Origin of the sequence: Variovorax sp. UC74_104, assembly GCF_044055375.1 — a bacterium.
Taxonomy (GTDB): Bacteria; Pseudomonadota; Gammaproteobacteria; order Burkholderiales; family Burkholderiaceae_C; genus Variovorax.
The window spans coordinates 4,842,795-4,856,106 of sequence record NZ_CP171978.1; the positions used below are offsets into that span (position 1 = coordinate 4,842,795).

Annotated in this window: 16 protein-coding genes; 7 read left to right on the forward strand and 9 right to left on the reverse strand. The window is 67.2% G+C overall.

Going from position 1 to position 13,312, the window contains the following annotated elements; all coding sequences use genetic code 11:
• Positions 1-5: 5 nt before the first annotated feature.
• Together ACHMXA_RS22710 and ACHMXA_RS22715 are read right to left on the reverse strand one after the other, a co-directional pair.
• On the reverse strand, positions 6-2,003 hold the full coding sequence (locus ACHMXA_RS22710) for a DNA topoisomerase IV subunit B (protein ID WP_176668190.1): 1,998 nt from the start codon (positions 2,001-2,003) through the stop codon (positions 6-8).
• Between the two features lie 91 nt (positions 2,004-2,094).
• Complete coding sequence (locus tag ACHMXA_RS22715; protein ID WP_176668189.1) at positions 2,095-2,553, reverse strand: hypothetical protein; 459 nt, start codon at positions 2,551-2,553, stop codon at positions 2,095-2,097.
• Between the two features lie 185 nt (positions 2,554-2,738).
• Between ACHMXA_RS22715 and ACHMXA_RS22720 the strand changes: the two genes are divergently transcribed.
• The 6 genes from ACHMXA_RS22720 (at position 2,739) to ACHMXA_RS22745 (ending at position 7,699) form a co-directional block, all read left to right on the forward strand.
• Positions 2,739-3,965, forward strand: a complete 1,227-nt coding sequence (locus ACHMXA_RS22720) for an MFS transporter (RefSeq protein WP_176668188.1) — start codon at positions 2,739-2,741, stop codon at positions 3,963-3,965.
• 30 nt (positions 3,966-3,995) lie between these two features.
• Positions 3,996-4,136 (forward strand): hypothetical protein, encoded by a 141-nt coding sequence (locus ACHMXA_RS22725; RefSeq protein WP_165909614.1) that lies wholly within the window; start codon positions 3,996-3,998, stop codon positions 4,134-4,136.
• 11 nt (positions 4,137-4,147) lie between these two features.
• Positions 4,148-4,717, forward strand: coding sequence for a bifunctional 2-polyprenyl-6-hydroxyphenol methylase/3-demethylubiquinol 3-O-methyltransferase UbiG (locus tag ACHMXA_RS22730; protein WP_176668187.1), 570 nt, complete (start codon positions 4,148-4,150; stop codon positions 4,715-4,717).
• A gap of 121 nt (positions 4,718-4,838) precedes the next feature.
• Positions 4,839-5,687 carry a 4-hydroxy-tetrahydrodipicolinate synthase gene (gene dapA, locus ACHMXA_RS22735; protein ID WP_395321354.1) on the forward strand — a complete coding sequence of 283 codons (849 nt, stop codon included), beginning with the start codon at positions 4,839-4,841 and terminating at the stop codon, positions 5,685-5,687.
• A gap of 144 nt (positions 5,688-5,831) precedes the next feature.
• Positions 5,832-6,917 (forward strand): outer membrane protein assembly factor BamC, encoded by a 1,086-nt coding sequence (bamC, locus tag ACHMXA_RS22740; protein ID WP_176668185.1) that lies wholly within the window; start codon positions 5,832-5,834, stop codon positions 6,915-6,917.
• A 5-nt stretch (positions 6,918-6,922) separates the two neighbouring features.
• The gene (locus ACHMXA_RS22745) at positions 6,923-7,699 is read left to right on the forward strand and encodes an MBL fold metallo-hydrolase (RefSeq protein WP_395316396.1); all 777 of its coding nucleotides are present in this window, start codon (positions 6,923-6,925) and stop codon (positions 7,697-7,699) included.
• Positions 7,700-7,778: 79 nt separating this feature from the next.
• Here ACHMXA_RS22745 and ACHMXA_RS22750 read toward each other — a convergent pair whose 3' ends face one another.
• From ACHMXA_RS22750 to ACHMXA_RS22760, 3 genes are all read right to left on the reverse strand, one after another.
• Positions 7,779-8,060, reverse strand: a complete 282-nt coding sequence (locus tag ACHMXA_RS22750; RefSeq protein WP_019655983.1) for a hypothetical protein — start codon at positions 8,058-8,060, stop codon at positions 7,779-7,781.
• Positions 8,061-8,154: 94 nt separating this feature from the next.
• Positions 8,155-8,658, reverse strand: a complete 504-nt coding sequence (locus tag ACHMXA_RS22755; protein ID WP_395316397.1) for a hypothetical protein — start codon at positions 8,656-8,658, stop codon at positions 8,155-8,157.
• Positions 8,648-9,790, reverse strand: coding sequence for a JmjC domain-containing protein (locus ACHMXA_RS22760; protein WP_395316398.1), 1,143 nt, complete (start codon positions 9,788-9,790; stop codon positions 8,648-8,650). Before ACHMXA_RS22760 ends, ACHMXA_RS22755 begins: the two co-directional genes overlap by 11 nt.
• 14 nt (positions 9,791-9,804) lie before the next feature.
• On the opposite strand from ACHMXA_RS22760, the gene ACHMXA_RS22765 reads away from it, so the two are divergent.
• Positions 9,805-10,329 carry a peptidylprolyl isomerase gene (locus ACHMXA_RS22765; protein ID WP_176668181.1) on the forward strand — a complete coding sequence of 175 codons (525 nt, stop codon included), beginning with the start codon at positions 9,805-9,807 and terminating at the stop codon, positions 10,327-10,329.
• 72 nt (positions 10,330-10,401) lie between these two features.
• On the opposite strand, the gene ACHMXA_RS22770 is transcribed toward ACHMXA_RS22765, so the two are convergent.
• The 4 genes from ACHMXA_RS22770 to coaBC all read right to left on the reverse strand — a co-directional run bounded on the left by ACHMXA_RS22770 (position 10,402) and on the right by coaBC (position 13,220).
• Positions 10,402-10,902, reverse strand: coding sequence for a glycine zipper 2TM domain-containing protein (locus ACHMXA_RS22770; RefSeq protein WP_126021744.1), 501 nt, complete (start codon positions 10,900-10,902; stop codon positions 10,402-10,404).
• Positions 10,903-11,085: 183 nt separating this feature from the next.
• Positions 11,086-11,532 carry a dUTP diphosphatase gene (dut, locus tag ACHMXA_RS22775; RefSeq protein ID WP_019655978.1) on the reverse strand — a complete coding sequence of 149 codons (447 nt, stop codon included), beginning with the start codon at positions 11,530-11,532 and terminating at the stop codon, positions 11,086-11,088.
• Positions 11,533-11,997: a hypothetical protein gene (locus ACHMXA_RS22780; protein WP_256099217.1), complete on the reverse strand. Its 465-nt coding sequence runs from the start codon at positions 11,995-11,997 to the stop codon at positions 11,533-11,535.
• Positions 11,997-13,220, reverse strand: coding sequence for a bifunctional phosphopantothenoylcysteine decarboxylase/phosphopantothenate--cysteine ligase CoaBC (gene coaBC / locus ACHMXA_RS22785; protein WP_176668180.1), 1,224 nt, complete (start codon positions 13,218-13,220; stop codon positions 11,997-11,999). The genes ACHMXA_RS22780 and coaBC overlap by 1 nt, the downstream gene beginning before the upstream one ends.
• Between the last annotated feature and the right edge of the window lie 92 nt (positions 13,221-13,312).

Genomic DNA, 13,312 nt, shown 5'->3' on the forward strand with positions numbered 1-13,312 from the left:
CGGAATCAGACGTCGATATCGACGTCATCGGCGCGCAACTCCATGAGCTCGCGCCGCGCCGCCGCTTCGCCCTTGCCCATCAGCTTGGTGATTTCGCCCTGGGTGGACGTGAAATCGAAGCGGCCCAATTGGACCTGCATCAGGCGCCGGGTGTCGGGATTGAGCGTGGTTTCCCACAATTGTTCCGCGCTCATTTCGCCCAGGCCCTTGAAGCGGCTGATGCTCCAGGCGCCTTCGCGCACGCCGTCCTTGCGGAGCTTGTCGAGCGTGGCGGTCAGTTCGCCTTCGTCCAGAGCATAGACCTTGGAGGCCGGTTTCTTGCCGCGCGCGGGGGCATCGACCCGGAACAATGGCGGCTTCGCGACATACACGTGGCCGGCTTCGATGAGTTTCGGAAAGTGCCGGAAGAAAAGCGTGAGCAGCAGCACCTGGATGTGGGAGCCGTCCACGTCGGCGTCGCTCAGGATGCAGATCTTGCCGTAGCGCAGGCCGCTGAGGTCGGGCGAATCGCCGGGGCCGTGCGGATCGACGCCGATGGCAACCGAGATGTCGTGGATTTCGGTGTTGGCGAAGAGCCGATCGCGCTCCACTTCCCAGGTGTTGAGCACCTTGCCGCGCAGCGGAAGAATGGCCTGGCTTTCCTTGTCGCGGCCCATCTTGGCGCTGCCGCCGGCGGAATCGCCCTCGACCAGGAAGACTTCGTTGTGGCTGATGTCCTTGCTCTCGCAATCGGTGAGCTTGCCGGGCAGCACGGCCACGCCGGAGCCTTTTCGCTTCTCGACCTTCTGGCCGGCGCGCTGGCGGGTCTGGGCGGCCTTGATGGCCAGTTCGGCCAGCTTGCGGCCGTAGTCGACGTGCTGGTTGAGCCACAGCTCCAGCGCGGGGCGCACGAAGCTCGACACGAGGCGCACTGCGTCGCGCGAGTTCAGGCGCTCCTTGATCTGGCCCTGGAACTGCGGGTCGAGCACCTTGGCGCTCAACACATACGAGGCGCGCGCGAACACGTCCTCGGGCAGCAGCTTCACGCCCTTGGGCAGCAGCGAGTGCAGCTCGATGAAGCTCTTCACCGCATTGAACAGGCCGTCGCGCAGGCCGCTTTCGTGCGTGCCGCCGGCGCTGGTCGGAATGAGGTTGACGTAGCTCTCACGCACCGGCTGGCCTTCCTCGGTGAAGGCGACGGCCCAGTCGGCACCCTCGCCCTCGGCGAAGTTGTCCGCGTTCTTGTCGGCGTGGCCGCTGCCTTCGAACAGCGGAATGACCGGGTCGCCGTTGAGCGTCTGCATCAGGTAGTCGCTCAGGCCGCCCTTGTAGAGCCACTGCTGCGTTTCCTTGGTCTTCTCGTTGACGAGCGTGACGCTCACGCCCGGCATCAGCACGGCCTTGCTGCGCAGCAGGTGGGTGAGTTCGCCCATGGGCAGCGCGGCGGTCTCGAAGTACTTGGCGTCGGGCCAGGCACGAACCGTGGTGCCCTGCTTGCGCTCGCCGGCCTCGAGCTTGCGGACCTCCAGCGCCTCGATCACGTCGCCGCCGCTGAAGGCCAGCTTCGCGACCGAGCCCTCGCGGTGCGTGGCCACCTCGAGGCGCTTCGACAGCGCATTGGTCACCGACACGCCCACGCCGTGCAGGCCGCCCGAGAAGCTGTAGGCGCCGCCCGAGCCCTTGTCGAACTTGCCGCCGGCATGCAGCCGGGTGTAGACCAGCTCGACCACGGGCGCCTTCTCTTCCGGATGAAGGCCGAAGGGAATGCCCCGGCCGTCGTCTTCCACGCTGACCGAGCCGTCGGCGTGCAGCGTGACCTTGATCTTCTTGCCGTGGCCCGCGAGCGCCTCGTCGGCGGCGTTGTCGAGCACTTCCTGGATGATGTGCAGCGGGTTGTCGGTGCGGGTGTACATGCCCGGGCGCTGCTTGACGGGCTCGAGGCCCTTGAGCACGCGGATGGAGCCTTCCGAATAGCCGGAGGATGCGGACGATGAACTGGGGGGAGTCTTGGGGGGAGTCGCCATGGGGGCGGATTGTAGTCAGTACCCGCCAAACAACTGGATACCCATACAGGAGCCTGCCGGGCTCGGCAGGCGGCGGCCCGCACGGGAGCGGCTACTTGTCGAGGAGGGCCTGGCCCGAATAGGCGAGCCAGCCCAATTCGGCCTTCGCCTTTTCGGGTGTCTCCAAGTCCAGCACGATGCTGCCGGTCACGAGCCCGAAAGACGGCGACATGCGCACGTATTTGGTTTCGCCTTCCTCGAGCGGAATACCGAGCGTTTTCTGGGGGTCGGCCACGGTTGCCGCCAGGTAGGTGCCCGCAGGACGGTCGACGAAGAAGAAGCTGCCGGGCCTCGACTTTCCGACAGCCACCTTGTCCAGGCGGACGCCCGGCTGCAGCGCGGAGCCAAAGGGCGTGTCGGCCCGGAAGAAGAAGATGCGCCCCTCGCCCGGCTTGATCTTGGCAAGGACGTTGGCCATGTCACGGTACTTCGTGCCGCCGTTACTGGCGCAACCCGCCGACAGCAGCGCCAATGCGGCAATGGCGATGAATTTCAGGGCGGTTCTTCTCATCGTCGACATCCTTCCTGGAGGAATTTGAAAACAGAAAACCACCGGAATGTAACGAATCGCAGCAAAGGCTTGTGACAAGGCATGCCACCAATGCGTTGCGTGCATTGAAACCCGCCCGATAAATCATCAATGGCTTTGGCCGGTGCGCCACCTGCTCGAGCAGGCGAATAGTTACATTCGAAGTCATGCAATCCCCAGCCGCCCCCGCCCTCTCGGTCAAGCAAGTCCTTTTCTGCGGGGCGATGATCGTCACGCTGTCGATGGGCATACGCCACGGTTTCGGCCTCTGGCTGCAGCCGATCACGCAGGCGCAGGACTGGAGCCGGCAGACCTTCTCGTTCGCGCTGGCGATACAGAACCTCTCGTGGGGCATCTTCGGCGTGTTCGCGGGCATGCTGGCCGACAGGTTCGGCGCGTTCAAGGTGCTGATCGGCGGCTCCATCTTCTATGCGCTGGGGCTCTTCGGCATGGCGCATTCGCCGACGCCGCTGCTCTTCACGCTGAGCGCGGGCATCCTGATCGGCGCGGCGCAGGCGGGCTCGACCTACGCGGTGATCTACGGCGTGATCGGGCGGCAGATCCCGGCCGAGCGGCGCTCGTGGGCCATGGGCGTGGCGGCGGCGGCCGGCTCGTTCGGGCAGTTCCTCATGGCGCCCATCGAGGGCCGGCTGATCGGCAGCCTGGGCTGGCAGACGGCGCTGGCGGTGGTAGCGGTGCTGGCGCTGGTGATCGTTCCACTGGCCTTCGGGCTGCGCGAGCCGAAGACGGCGGCACAGGCCGGCCACCGCGAGCAATCGGTGATGCAGGCGGTGGGCGAGGCCTTCCGCTACCCGAGCTTCGGCCTGCTGATGGCGGGCTACTTCGTCTGCGGCTTCCAGCTGGCCTTCATCGGCATCCACATGCCGACCTACCTGCGCGACCGCAGCCTGCCGGCCGAAGTGGCGGGCTACGCGCTGGCGCTGATCGGCCTGTTCAACGTGTTCGGCACCTACACCGTGGGGCTGCTGGGGCAGAAGCTGGCCAAGCGCAAGATCCTGGCGGCCATCTACTTTGCGCGGGCGGTGTCGATCGCGCTCTTCCTGATCGCACCGATCTCTCCGATGAGCGTGTACCTCTTCTCCGCGGCGATGGGCTTCCTGTGGCTGTCCACGGTGCCGGCCACCAATGCCATCGTGGCGGGCATCTTCGGCGTGGCGCATCTCTCGATGCTCAGCGGCTTCGTGTTCCTGAGCCACCAGGTCGGCTCCTTCCTGGGCGTGTGGCTGGGCGGCTACCTGTACGACACCACGGGCAGCTACGACATCGTCTGGTACATCGCGATCGCGCTGGGCGTGTTCGCGGCGGTGGTCAACCTGCCGGTGAAGGAAAGCGCCATTCCGCGCGGTCCGCAGCCGGTGGGCGCCGCGGGCTGATCCCGAGCCGGTTGCGTGTAAAACAGGGCCATGACTCCCCGGATGCGACATCACATCGTCCACGCAGGCTGGCTGGCCGCCGCGCTGGCGGTGCTGGGCGGCGTGTTCGCGCTGTACGTGCATCCGGACTTCCTGGTGACGCTGGTCGACCAGATCTGGTCCTGCTTCTGAGCCTCATTGCTATGAAAGAAATAGCGCCGATGCACGGCCTGGGTGCACCTTCCGAATGGATCGTGCGGTGGTCGCACCTGCTTGCGACCGGCACGTCGGTGCTGGACGTGGCCTGCGGCGCGGGGCGGCACATGAAGTGGTTCGCCGGACGCGGGCACGCGGTCACCGGCGTCGACCGCTCTCCCGAGGCCGTCGAGGCGGCAAGCGCGTTCGGCAAGGTGGTCGAGGCCGACATCGAATCCGGCCCCTGGCCCTTCTCCGGCCGGGCCTTCGGCGCCGTGGTCGTCACCAACTACCTCTGGCGCCCGCGCATGGCCGACATTTTGGCTGCCGTGGCGCCGGGCGGCGTGCTGCTCTACGAGACCTTCGCCGCGGGCAACGAGACCGTCGGCAAGCCCTCGCGGCCCGACTTCCTGCTGCAGCCGGGCGAGCTGCTGGCGGCATGCGCCGGACTGCGCGTGGTGGCGTACGAGGACGGCTTCATCGAACAGCCCGAACGCTTCGTGCAACGCATCGCAGCCGTTCGCCCGGCCGCGGCCGATTCCGGCCTGCCGGCGCGCCGCTTCCTTAAGGGAAACTAAGGGGCCCGGCGCCGCTGTCTGGCCGGGCGCCGGAGTAAGTAGAATCGGCGCTTTCGTCCACCGACAAAGAGATTCCCCCTTGGAGCAACTGACAGGCAGCATCGTCGCGCTCGTCACGCCGATGCACGACGACGGCAGTGTCGACTACCCCGCCCTGCGGCGACTCATCGACTGGCACATCGAAGAAGGCACCGACTGCCTGGGCGTGGTCGGCACCACCGGCGAATCGCCGACGGTCGATGTCGAGGAGCACTGCGAAATCATCCGCGTCTCGGTCGAGCAGGCCAAGGGCCGGGTGCCCGTGATGGCCGGCTGCGGCGCGAACTCCACCAAGGAAGCCATCGAGCTCGCCAAGTTCGCCAAGGGCGTGGGCGCCGACTCGCAGCTCCAGGTCGTGCCCTACTACAACAAGCCCACGCAAGAGGGCCAGTACCAGCACTTCAAGGCCATCGCCGAAGCCGTGGGCGACCTGCCCATCGTGCTGTACAACGTGCCCGGCCGCACGGTCGCCGATATGGCGCACGACACCGTGCTGCGCCTGGCACAAGTGCCCGGCATCATCGGCATCAAGGAAGCCACCGGCAACATCGAACGGGCCCAGTGGCTCATCCGCGAAGTGCCGAAGAACTTTGCCGTCTATTCCGGCGACGACCCGACCGCGGTCGCGCTCATGCTCTGCGGCGGCCAGGGCAACATCAGCGTCACGGCCAACATCGCGCCGCGCAAGATGCACGAACTGTGCGTGGCTGCGCTGGCGGGCGACGTGAAGCGCGCCATGCAGATCCAGTTCGAGCTCATGCCGCTGCATCGCAACCTGTTCGTGGAGCCCAACCCGATCCCGCTGAAGTGGGCGATGGCAAGGCTCGGCCTGTGCGGCGGTACGCTGCGCCTGCCGCTCACCGAACTCGGCGAAGCGAGCCGCCCCGCGGTCGAGGGCGCCCTGCGCGCCACCGGCCTGCTGAAGGGCTGAGCACTCCTCTCCAGCACGTCCCGGACCCGCCTTTCCCCTGGCCGCAGCAAGGTTAAGCAACCTTTTGCCCGAACCGCGCTCAGAGATGGCGGCGGGCACTGCGGCCCCTAGATTGACCGAACCATTCCAACAAGGAAGACGACGTTGAAGAACCTTTCGCGACTTGCACTGCTGGCCCTCGTTGCCAGCCTCGCCGCCTGCTCCGTCCTCGAGAGCGACAAGATCGACTACAAGAGCGCAGGCAAGGCCCCGACGCTCGAAGTCCCACCCGATCTCTCCCAGCTCTCGCGCGACAACCGCTACGCCATCCCCGGCGGCGCCGTGACCGCCAACTCGTACCAGGCCGGCATCGCCAACGCCCCGGGCATCCCCACCGCGGTGGCCAACATCGGCGACGTGCGCATGGAGCGCTCGGGCACGCAGCGCTGGATCGTCGTCAACCGCACCCCCGACCAGCTCTGGGACCCGGTGAAGGACTTCTGGCAGGAAAACGGCTTCCTGCTGACCACCGACCAGCGCAACCTGGGCATCATGGAAACCGACTGGGCCGAGAACCGCGCCAAGCTGCCGCAGGACATCATCCGCGGCACGCTGGGCAAGCTGGTCGACTCGGTCTACTCGACCGGCGAACTCGACCGCTTCCGCACCCGCCTGGAGCGCAGCACCACCGGTACCGGCACCGAGATCTTCATCAGCCACCGCGGCATGCAGGAGGTCTACAACAACTCCCGCCAGGACCAGACCGTGTGGCAGCCCCGCCCGAGCGATCCTGAGCTCGAGACCGAATTCCTGCGCCGCTTGATGGTCAAGCTCGGCGTGTCGCAGGAGCAGTCGAAGATCCTGGCCGCGACCACCGCGACGCCCAAGACCGCGACGATCTCCAAGGTCGGCAACCAGCCGGTCGTGCAGATCAGCGAAGGCTTCGACCGCGCATGGCGCCGCGTCGGCCTGGCGCTCGACCGCACCGGCTTCACCGTGGAAGACCGCGACCGCACCGCCGGCGTCTACTTCGTGCGCTACGTGCCGCCGAACCCCGACAAGAAGGAGCCCGGCTTCTTCGGCAAGCTGTTCGGTGGCTCGAGCAAGACCGAGGCGCCCGCGAAGTTCCGCATCTCGGTCAAGGGCCAGGGCGAATCCACCACCGTGTCGGTGCTCAACGAAGCCGGCGCGCCCGAGACCTCGGTCAACGCCGAGCGCATCGTCAAGGTCATCGCCGACGACCTGAGATAACCCGCATGCTCCGCTTCCGAAGCCTCGGCAGCGGCAGCACGGGCAACGCCGCGCTGGTCGAGACGACCAGCGCCGGCCGCACCTCCCGCCTCCTCGTCGACTGCGGCTTCGGCATCAAGCAGCTCGACCTGCGCCTGGCCCAGGCGGGCCTTGCAGCCAGCGACATCGATGCGGTCTTCGTGACACACGAGCACGGCGACCACATCGGCTGCGCCCATTCGCTGTCGCGGCGCAACCGCATTCCCGTCTGGATGAGCGAAGGCACGTGGCTCGCCACCGGCGGGCGCGACTTCGAGGGCCTGCTGAACTTCGCGCGCGACGATGCCGACTTCACGGTCGGCGACATCTGTGTGCAGCCCTTCACCGTTCCGCACGATGCGCGCGAGCCGCTGCAGCTGCGCTGCACCGACGGCAACCGCACCCTGGGCGTGCTGACCGACCTGGGGCACGCCACGGCCCACGTGCTGGCCCGGCTGGGCGGCGTGCATTCGCTGCTGCTGGAGTTCAACCACGACAGCGATCTGCTGGCGAACTCGAGCTACCCGCCCTTCCTCAAGCACCGCGTGGGCGGCAACTACGGGCACCTGTCGAACACGGCCGCCGCGGAGATCGCACGCGCGCTTCTCCACGACGGGCTGCGGCACGTGGTCGCGGCACACCTGAGCGAGCAGAACAACCGGCCCGAGATCGTGCGGCGCCTCATGGCCGAAGCGCTGGGCGGCAACGAGTCGGAGATGCTGACGGCCACGGCCAGCACAGGCTCGCCCTGGCTCGACGTCTGAGCGCCAGGGCCCTCACGCTCTCCTAAGAAAAAAAGCCGCCTCATGGCGGCTTTTTCATCGCTGGTGCAGCGCTTGCTGTTTACTGCTTCGGCGCTTCATTCTTCTTCGCGGCCTCGGTCGCAGCGTTCGCGGCATCGAGCGCGGACTGAGAGCCCGAAGAAGGCGCGGTCGACGACGAAGACGATGCGCCCGGATCGGCCGATGGCGCAGGAGCCGGAGCAGCGGGCGCAGGTGCGGGTTCGGTCACAGGCGCAGGAGGCGGCGTCACGACAGCCGGCGCTGCATCCTCCTTCTTCCCGCAGGCGACGAGCGCGGCAGCGGCAATCAGCGAGGCGATCAGGACGGACGATGACTTCTTCATGGAAACTCCTTTGGCAATGAAGGTCAGGAACGAAAAAATTCTAGACCTGCATATCCGCCCGAATATGTCTCGCGGCCGCATTCGCGGCATTGGCTTACAAGCCGAGTGTCGATGCCGGAAACGCGGCGCGCCCGAGACGCCAGCACTCTTCGATGGCCTCGCGCAGTTCACGGCGCGCACGCGAATCGGTGCCGCTCACGCCCCTGCCGCGTTCAGGGTCGATGCGGTGCACGAACCATGTGGGCGTCCAGATGGCGCTCGGTACTTCCGAGCCCGCGGCCTTGCCGGTGGCGCGGCATTCGATGATGTGGTCCCACATGCGGCGCCATGCAACGAAGCGCGCATGGCCGCGTTCGAGAACGTCGTAGCGCTGCGCGAGCAGCATCAGGCGACGGCCGCTCGCCGACCAGGCTTGCAGCGCCTCGATGGTCGCGCGCTCGCCGAGGGGCCAGTCGGCGAAGTCGGCGTCGCTGAAGACGATCTCCTTCCAGCCCTCGCGCGCCGCGGCAGAGAGCGCACTGCGCAGGAGCGCATCGAAGGCTTCGCGGCCGTCGAAGCGCCCTTCAGGCAAGGCTGAACCGGACGCCTCATCCGGCATGGAGCCACCCTGCCTCGCACCACTCGCCAAGCAATGCAAGAGCGCCCTCGCTGGCACGCGCGAGTTCGCGCGGGCCGAGCTCGCGGCGGTCGGCCAGCTTGCGCATCAGCGTCGCGTCGGCACCGCCCGCGCGAAAGCTCTCGCCGTTGATGTAGATGTGCCGCGCGTCGTAGAGCATGCGCGTGCGGCGATCGAGCTTCACGTGCTGCATCGCGTCGGGCGCCTCGCCGCCTTCGCCGAACCAGACGTTGGCCTTGGGCTCGGTGAGCGACTCGCCGAGGGCGCGCTCGATGGCGTCGGGGTCGCGCAGCGCAGCCTCGATGGCCTTGCGCGCAAAGCCCTGCAGCGCGGCGGGCATCGCTGCCGGTGCATCGACCGCCGGCTGGGTCGGATCGCGGTAGCGCGCCAGCTCGGCCGGGCCGGCGTCTTCCAGGTCTTCCGCATAGGCCTGCGCCATGCGCGCGAGCAGGTCGGCGCCGAGCTCGCCAAGTGCCGACGAACGCAGGCCGATGGAACATGTCATGCAGTCGTCGCCCACTGCCACGCCATCATGGGCATAGCGCGGCGGCAGGTAGAGCATGTCGCCGGGCTCGAGCACGAAGGTCTGCTCGGGCTCGAAGTTCTCGAGGATCTTCAGCGGCAGGCCCGGCTGCAGGCGCAGGTCGCCCTGCTTGCCGATGGACCAGCGCCGGCGCCCCTGCGCCTGCAGCAGGAACACGTCGTAGCTGTCGAAATGCGCGCCCACGCCGCCGGTGTCGCTCGCATAGCTGATCATCAGGTCGTCGAGGCGGGCGTCGGGCAGGAAGCGGAACTGCCGCATCAGTTCGTGCACGCCCTCGTGATGCAGGTCGACGCCTTGCACCAGCAGCGTCCACGCCGGCTGCTTCAGCGGCGGCAGTGCGCGCCGGGCGAGCGGCCCGTGCTTCAGCGACCAGCCGGCCTTGCCGTGGCGGATGAGGCGCGATTCGACATCCTCACGCCCGGCAAGCGCGAACAACTCGGAACGCTCGATCGGTGGCACCATCGCGGGTATCGCCTGCCGCACGAGCAAGGGTTTCTTCTGCCAATGCCGCCGCATGAACTGCGCGGCGCTCAGGCCACCCAGCAAGGGCAGCGGTTTGTTGATCTCCATGGGAGAATTCTGCAATGGAAATCTCTGAACAATGCGTGGTCGGCCTGACCTGGACGATGAAAGACACGCTCGGCGACGTGCTTGACGTGCTCGACGAGCCGGTCGAATTCCTGGTCGGCGGCGACGATCTCTTCGACGTGATCGAAGCGGCCCTGCAGGGCCATGAACCCGGCGCCCGGGTGCAACTGCAGATCGAGCCGGAACAAGGCTTCGGCGACTTCAACGACCAGTTGCTCTTCCTGGAGCCGCGCTCGCTCTTCCCCGAAGGCACGGAAGAGGGCATGACCTTCGACGGCTCCGCCCTGCCCAAGGGCGTGAATGCCGACATTCCGAAGGACACGATCTACACCGTGGCCGAGATCTATCCCGACCACCTCGTGCTCGACGGCAACCATCCGCTGGCCGGCATCGCGATCCGGCTCGACATCACGGTGCGCTCGGTGCGCGAGGCCACCGAAGAGGAAATCGGCCGCGGCACGGCAGGCACGGGCTTCTTCAAGGTCGCGCCGATGGCGCCTGGCAACGAGACGCTGCACTGACGGCGGCATGCGCCACCCATGAAAAAGCCGGGCATGCCCGGCTTTTTCGTTCCCCGACGAGCGGGGGTTCGCTTACATCCGCGAGATCTGGCCGTTGTCGATGCGCACGCGGTCGCCGATGCGCAGGTCGCCGGGGCTCTGCACGTCGAAGGCGCGGTAGCCGCCGCGGTCGGTCTGCACCGACACCCGGTACATCTCGTAGACGCGCGGACCGTTCTGCTGCGCCTCGATGGTGTTGCCCAGCAGGGCGCCGCCCACGATGCCCAGCGCGGTCGCCGCGGCGCGGCCATTGCCTCGGCCGAACTGGTTGCCCACCACGCCGCCGATGACGCCACCGGCGACGGCACCGCCACCCGTGGTGCCGGTGCCGGCGGTTTCGCTGCGCAGCACCTCGATGTTGGCCACGTGGCCGTACTCGACGTAGGAAGCTTCCTGATAGGGAATGGCCTGCGGAGGCGCCTGGTAGGGATAGCGCGAGGTCTGGTAGACGGGCGCCGGTGCCACGCACGCCGTGAGCGTGGCCACGGCCAGCACGGAAGCGGTGACGGAAACAAAGCGCATTGAGATCTTCATGTTGGAGGCTCCTCGGAAAGAACGATGCAAGGATGATGAATGCATGCACCCTGCGTGTGCCTGACTAACGCCGCAGCATCGGCCGCGATGACGCCGTTCACACACTGAAACCTTCGAGGCCGCAAGGCCCGGGCCGGTTCCGCTCTTTACCGCCCGGAAACTCAGCCGATCTTCAGGATTCGCTCAATGTTTGCCGGTGGAGCCGTATCCGCCCTCGCCGCGTTGCGTAGGTGCAAATTCCGTGACCACACGAAACTGCGCCTGCACCACGGGCACGATCACCAGTTGCGCCAGCCGCTCCATCGGGTTCAGCACGAAGGGCGTGTCGCTGCGGTTCCAGGCGCTGATCTTCAGCTCGCCCTGGTAGTCGCTGTCGATCAGGCCGACGAGGTTGCCCAGCACGATACCGTGCTTGTGGCCCAGCCCCGAGCGCGGAAGGATGAGCGCCGCATAGGCCGGGTCGGCCAGGTGGATGGCGATGCCGGTGCCCACCAGCTGCCAGCCGTTGGGCTCCAGCGTGATGGGGGCGTCGAGGCAGGCTCTCAGGTCGAGGCCCGCGCTTCCGGGGGTGGCGTATGCGGGCAGTTGATCCACCATGCGCGGATCGAGGATGCGAACGTCGACTTTCACTTAGTTGTTGCCTTGTTTCTGTTGCTGTTCTCTTTGTTTTCGGGCCGCCTCTTCGAGCACCTGCTGCCACTTGGCGACGCCGGGGGTGAACTTCACGCCCTTCAGTTTCTTGCCGAACCAGGCGGCCAGCGCCGCCAGGACGATCAGCACGCCGAAGGGCACGCCCGCCGCCCAGAGCACCAGGAATGCCAGCGCGCCGAAGATGCCGAGCACCTTGAGCAGCGCCGGGTCGAACGAGCCCGGCTGCTTTCTCGGCACCTCGCCGGGCGGCAGCTCGGCGCGCTGCATCGCGGCCGTGACGGGGCCCTGCCCCTGGTGCGGGCCCGCGGTCGGCGTCATGCCGACGTCGAGGCCGTGCTCGCCAGGCGAAGCGGCCCGCTTCGGCAGCGCCGCCTGCGCGGCCAGCCGCTCGACATAGCGGGCGAAATCGCCGTTAGGCGGCGTGTTCCATTCGGGGTTCATCATCAGACCCTCCAGTCGGGAAGCCTCGCTGCGATCTCGGTCATGAGCTCGCGCGCCAGCGTGAGCTTGGGTGCGCGCGGCAGTTCGCGCACGCCGTTGGCATCGACCAGCAGCAGCGCGTTGTCGTCCTGCCCGAAGGTCAGCGGGCCGATATTGCCCACCAGCAGCGGGATGCCCTTGCGCTCGCGCTTGGCCTTGGCGTGTTCGGCAAGGTTCTCGCTCTCGGCGGCGAAGCCCACGCAGAAGAGCTTCTTCGACTGCGCCCGCTCGCTCTTCGCGACGGAAAGGAGGATGTCGGTGTTTTCGGTGAAGTGGAGCACCGGCGTCCTGCCGCTGCCGTCCTTCTTGATCTTCTGATCGCTCTGTGTGGCCGGGCGCCAGTCGGCAACAGCCGCCGTAGCTACAAAAATGCTAGCACTCTGCGCAGCGCGCGTGGTGGCTTCGAGCATGTCCTGCGCCGAGAGCACGTCGACGCGCGTCACGCCGCGCGGGGTGGGCAGGTGCACCGGGCCGGCCACCAACGTGACCTCGGCGCCCGCCTCGCGGGCAGCCCGGGCGATGGCGAAGCCCATCTTGCCGGACGAATGGTTGGTGATGCCGCGTATCGGGTCCAGCGCCTCGAAGGTCGGGCCGGCCGTGACCAGCACCTTCTGCCCCGCCAGCAGCTTGGGGCTGAAGAAGGCGGTGATGTCTTCCAGCAGCTGTGCCGGCTCCAGCATGCGGCCGTCGCCGGTCTCGCCGCAGGCCTGCCAACCGTTACCCACGCCCAGCACGGTCGCGCCGTCGGCGGCCACCTGCATCAGGTTGCGCTGCGTGGCGGGATGAACCCACATCTCGCGGTTCATGGCCGGGGCGATCAGCAGCGGAACGCGGTCCATCGGGCGGGCCAGGCACATCAGGCTCAGCAGGTCGTCGGAGCGGCCCTGCACCAGCCGGGCGATGAAGTCGGCGCTGCAGGGCGCCAGCACGATCGCGTCGGCCTCGCGGCTCAGGTTGATGTGCGGCATGTTGTTGGGCTCGCGGGTGTCCCACTGCGAGGTATAGACGGTACGCCCCGAGAGCGCCTGCATGGTCACGGGCGTGATGAACTGCTCGGCCGCCTCGGTCATGACCACCTGGACGGTCGCGCCCGCCTTCACGAACAGCCGGCACAGCTCGGCCGACTTGTAGCAGGCGATGCCTCCGGTGAGGCCCAGGACGATGTGTTTGCCGGCGAGGTCTTGCATGGGCTGTATTGTTGCTCACATGCCATCGGCCCCAAGGCAACAAGCCCTTGGCGGGAGGTGTCGCGAAGGGCACACCTATAATCGCAATTTCC

Excerpts from the sequence above, each read along its gene's own strand:
- ACHMXA_RS22710 (WP_176668190.1), bottom strand. The coding sequence starts at position 2,003 with ATGGCGACTCCCCCCAAGACTCCCCCCAGTTCATCGTCCGCATCCTCC.
- ACHMXA_RS22715 (WP_176668189.1), bottom strand. The coding sequence starts at position 2,553 with ATGAGAAGAACCGCCCTGAAATTCATCGCCATTGCCGCATTGGCGCTG.
- ACHMXA_RS22720 (WP_176668188.1), top strand. The coding sequence starts at position 2,739 with ATGCAATCCCCAGCCGCCCCCGCCCTCTCGGTCAAGCAAGTCCTTTTC.
- ACHMXA_RS22725 (WP_165909614.1), top strand. The coding sequence starts at position 3,996 with ATGACTCCCCGGATGCGACATCACATCGTCCACGCAGGCTGGCTGGCC.
- ACHMXA_RS22730 (WP_176668187.1), top strand. The coding sequence starts at position 4,148 with ATGAAAGAAATAGCGCCGATGCACGGCCTGGGTGCACCTTCCGAATGG.
- dapA (WP_395321354.1), top strand. The coding sequence starts at position 4,839 with ATGCACGACGACGGCAGTGTCGACTACCCCGCCCTGCGGCGACTCATC.
- ACHMXA_RS22745 (WP_395316396.1), top strand. The coding sequence starts at position 6,923 with ATGCTCCGCTTCCGAAGCCTCGGCAGCGGCAGCACGGGCAACGCCGCG.
- ACHMXA_RS22750 (WP_019655983.1), bottom strand. The coding sequence starts at position 8,060 with ATGAAGAAGTCATCGTCCGTCCTGATCGCCTCGCTGATTGCCGCTGCC.
- ACHMXA_RS22755 (WP_395316397.1), bottom strand. The coding sequence starts at position 8,658 with ATGCCGGATGAGGCGTCCGGTTCAGCCTTGCCTGAAGGGCGCTTCGAC.
- ACHMXA_RS22760 (WP_395316398.1), bottom strand. The coding sequence starts at position 9,790 with ATGGAGATCAACAAACCGCTGCCCTTGCTGGGTGGCCTGAGCGCCGCG.
- ACHMXA_RS22765 (WP_176668181.1), top strand. The coding sequence starts at position 9,805 with ATGGAAATCTCTGAACAATGCGTGGTCGGCCTGACCTGGACGATGAAA.
- ACHMXA_RS22770 (WP_126021744.1), bottom strand. The coding sequence starts at position 10,902 with ATGAAGATCTCAATGCGCTTTGTTTCCGTCACCGCTTCCGTGCTGGCC.
- ACHMXA_RS22780 (WP_256099217.1), bottom strand. The coding sequence starts at position 11,997 with ATGATGAACCCCGAATGGAACACGCCGCCTAACGGCGATTTCGCCCGC.
- coaBC (WP_176668180.1), bottom strand. The coding sequence starts at position 13,220 with ATGCAAGACCTCGCCGGCAAACACATCGTCCTGGGCCTCACCGGAGGC.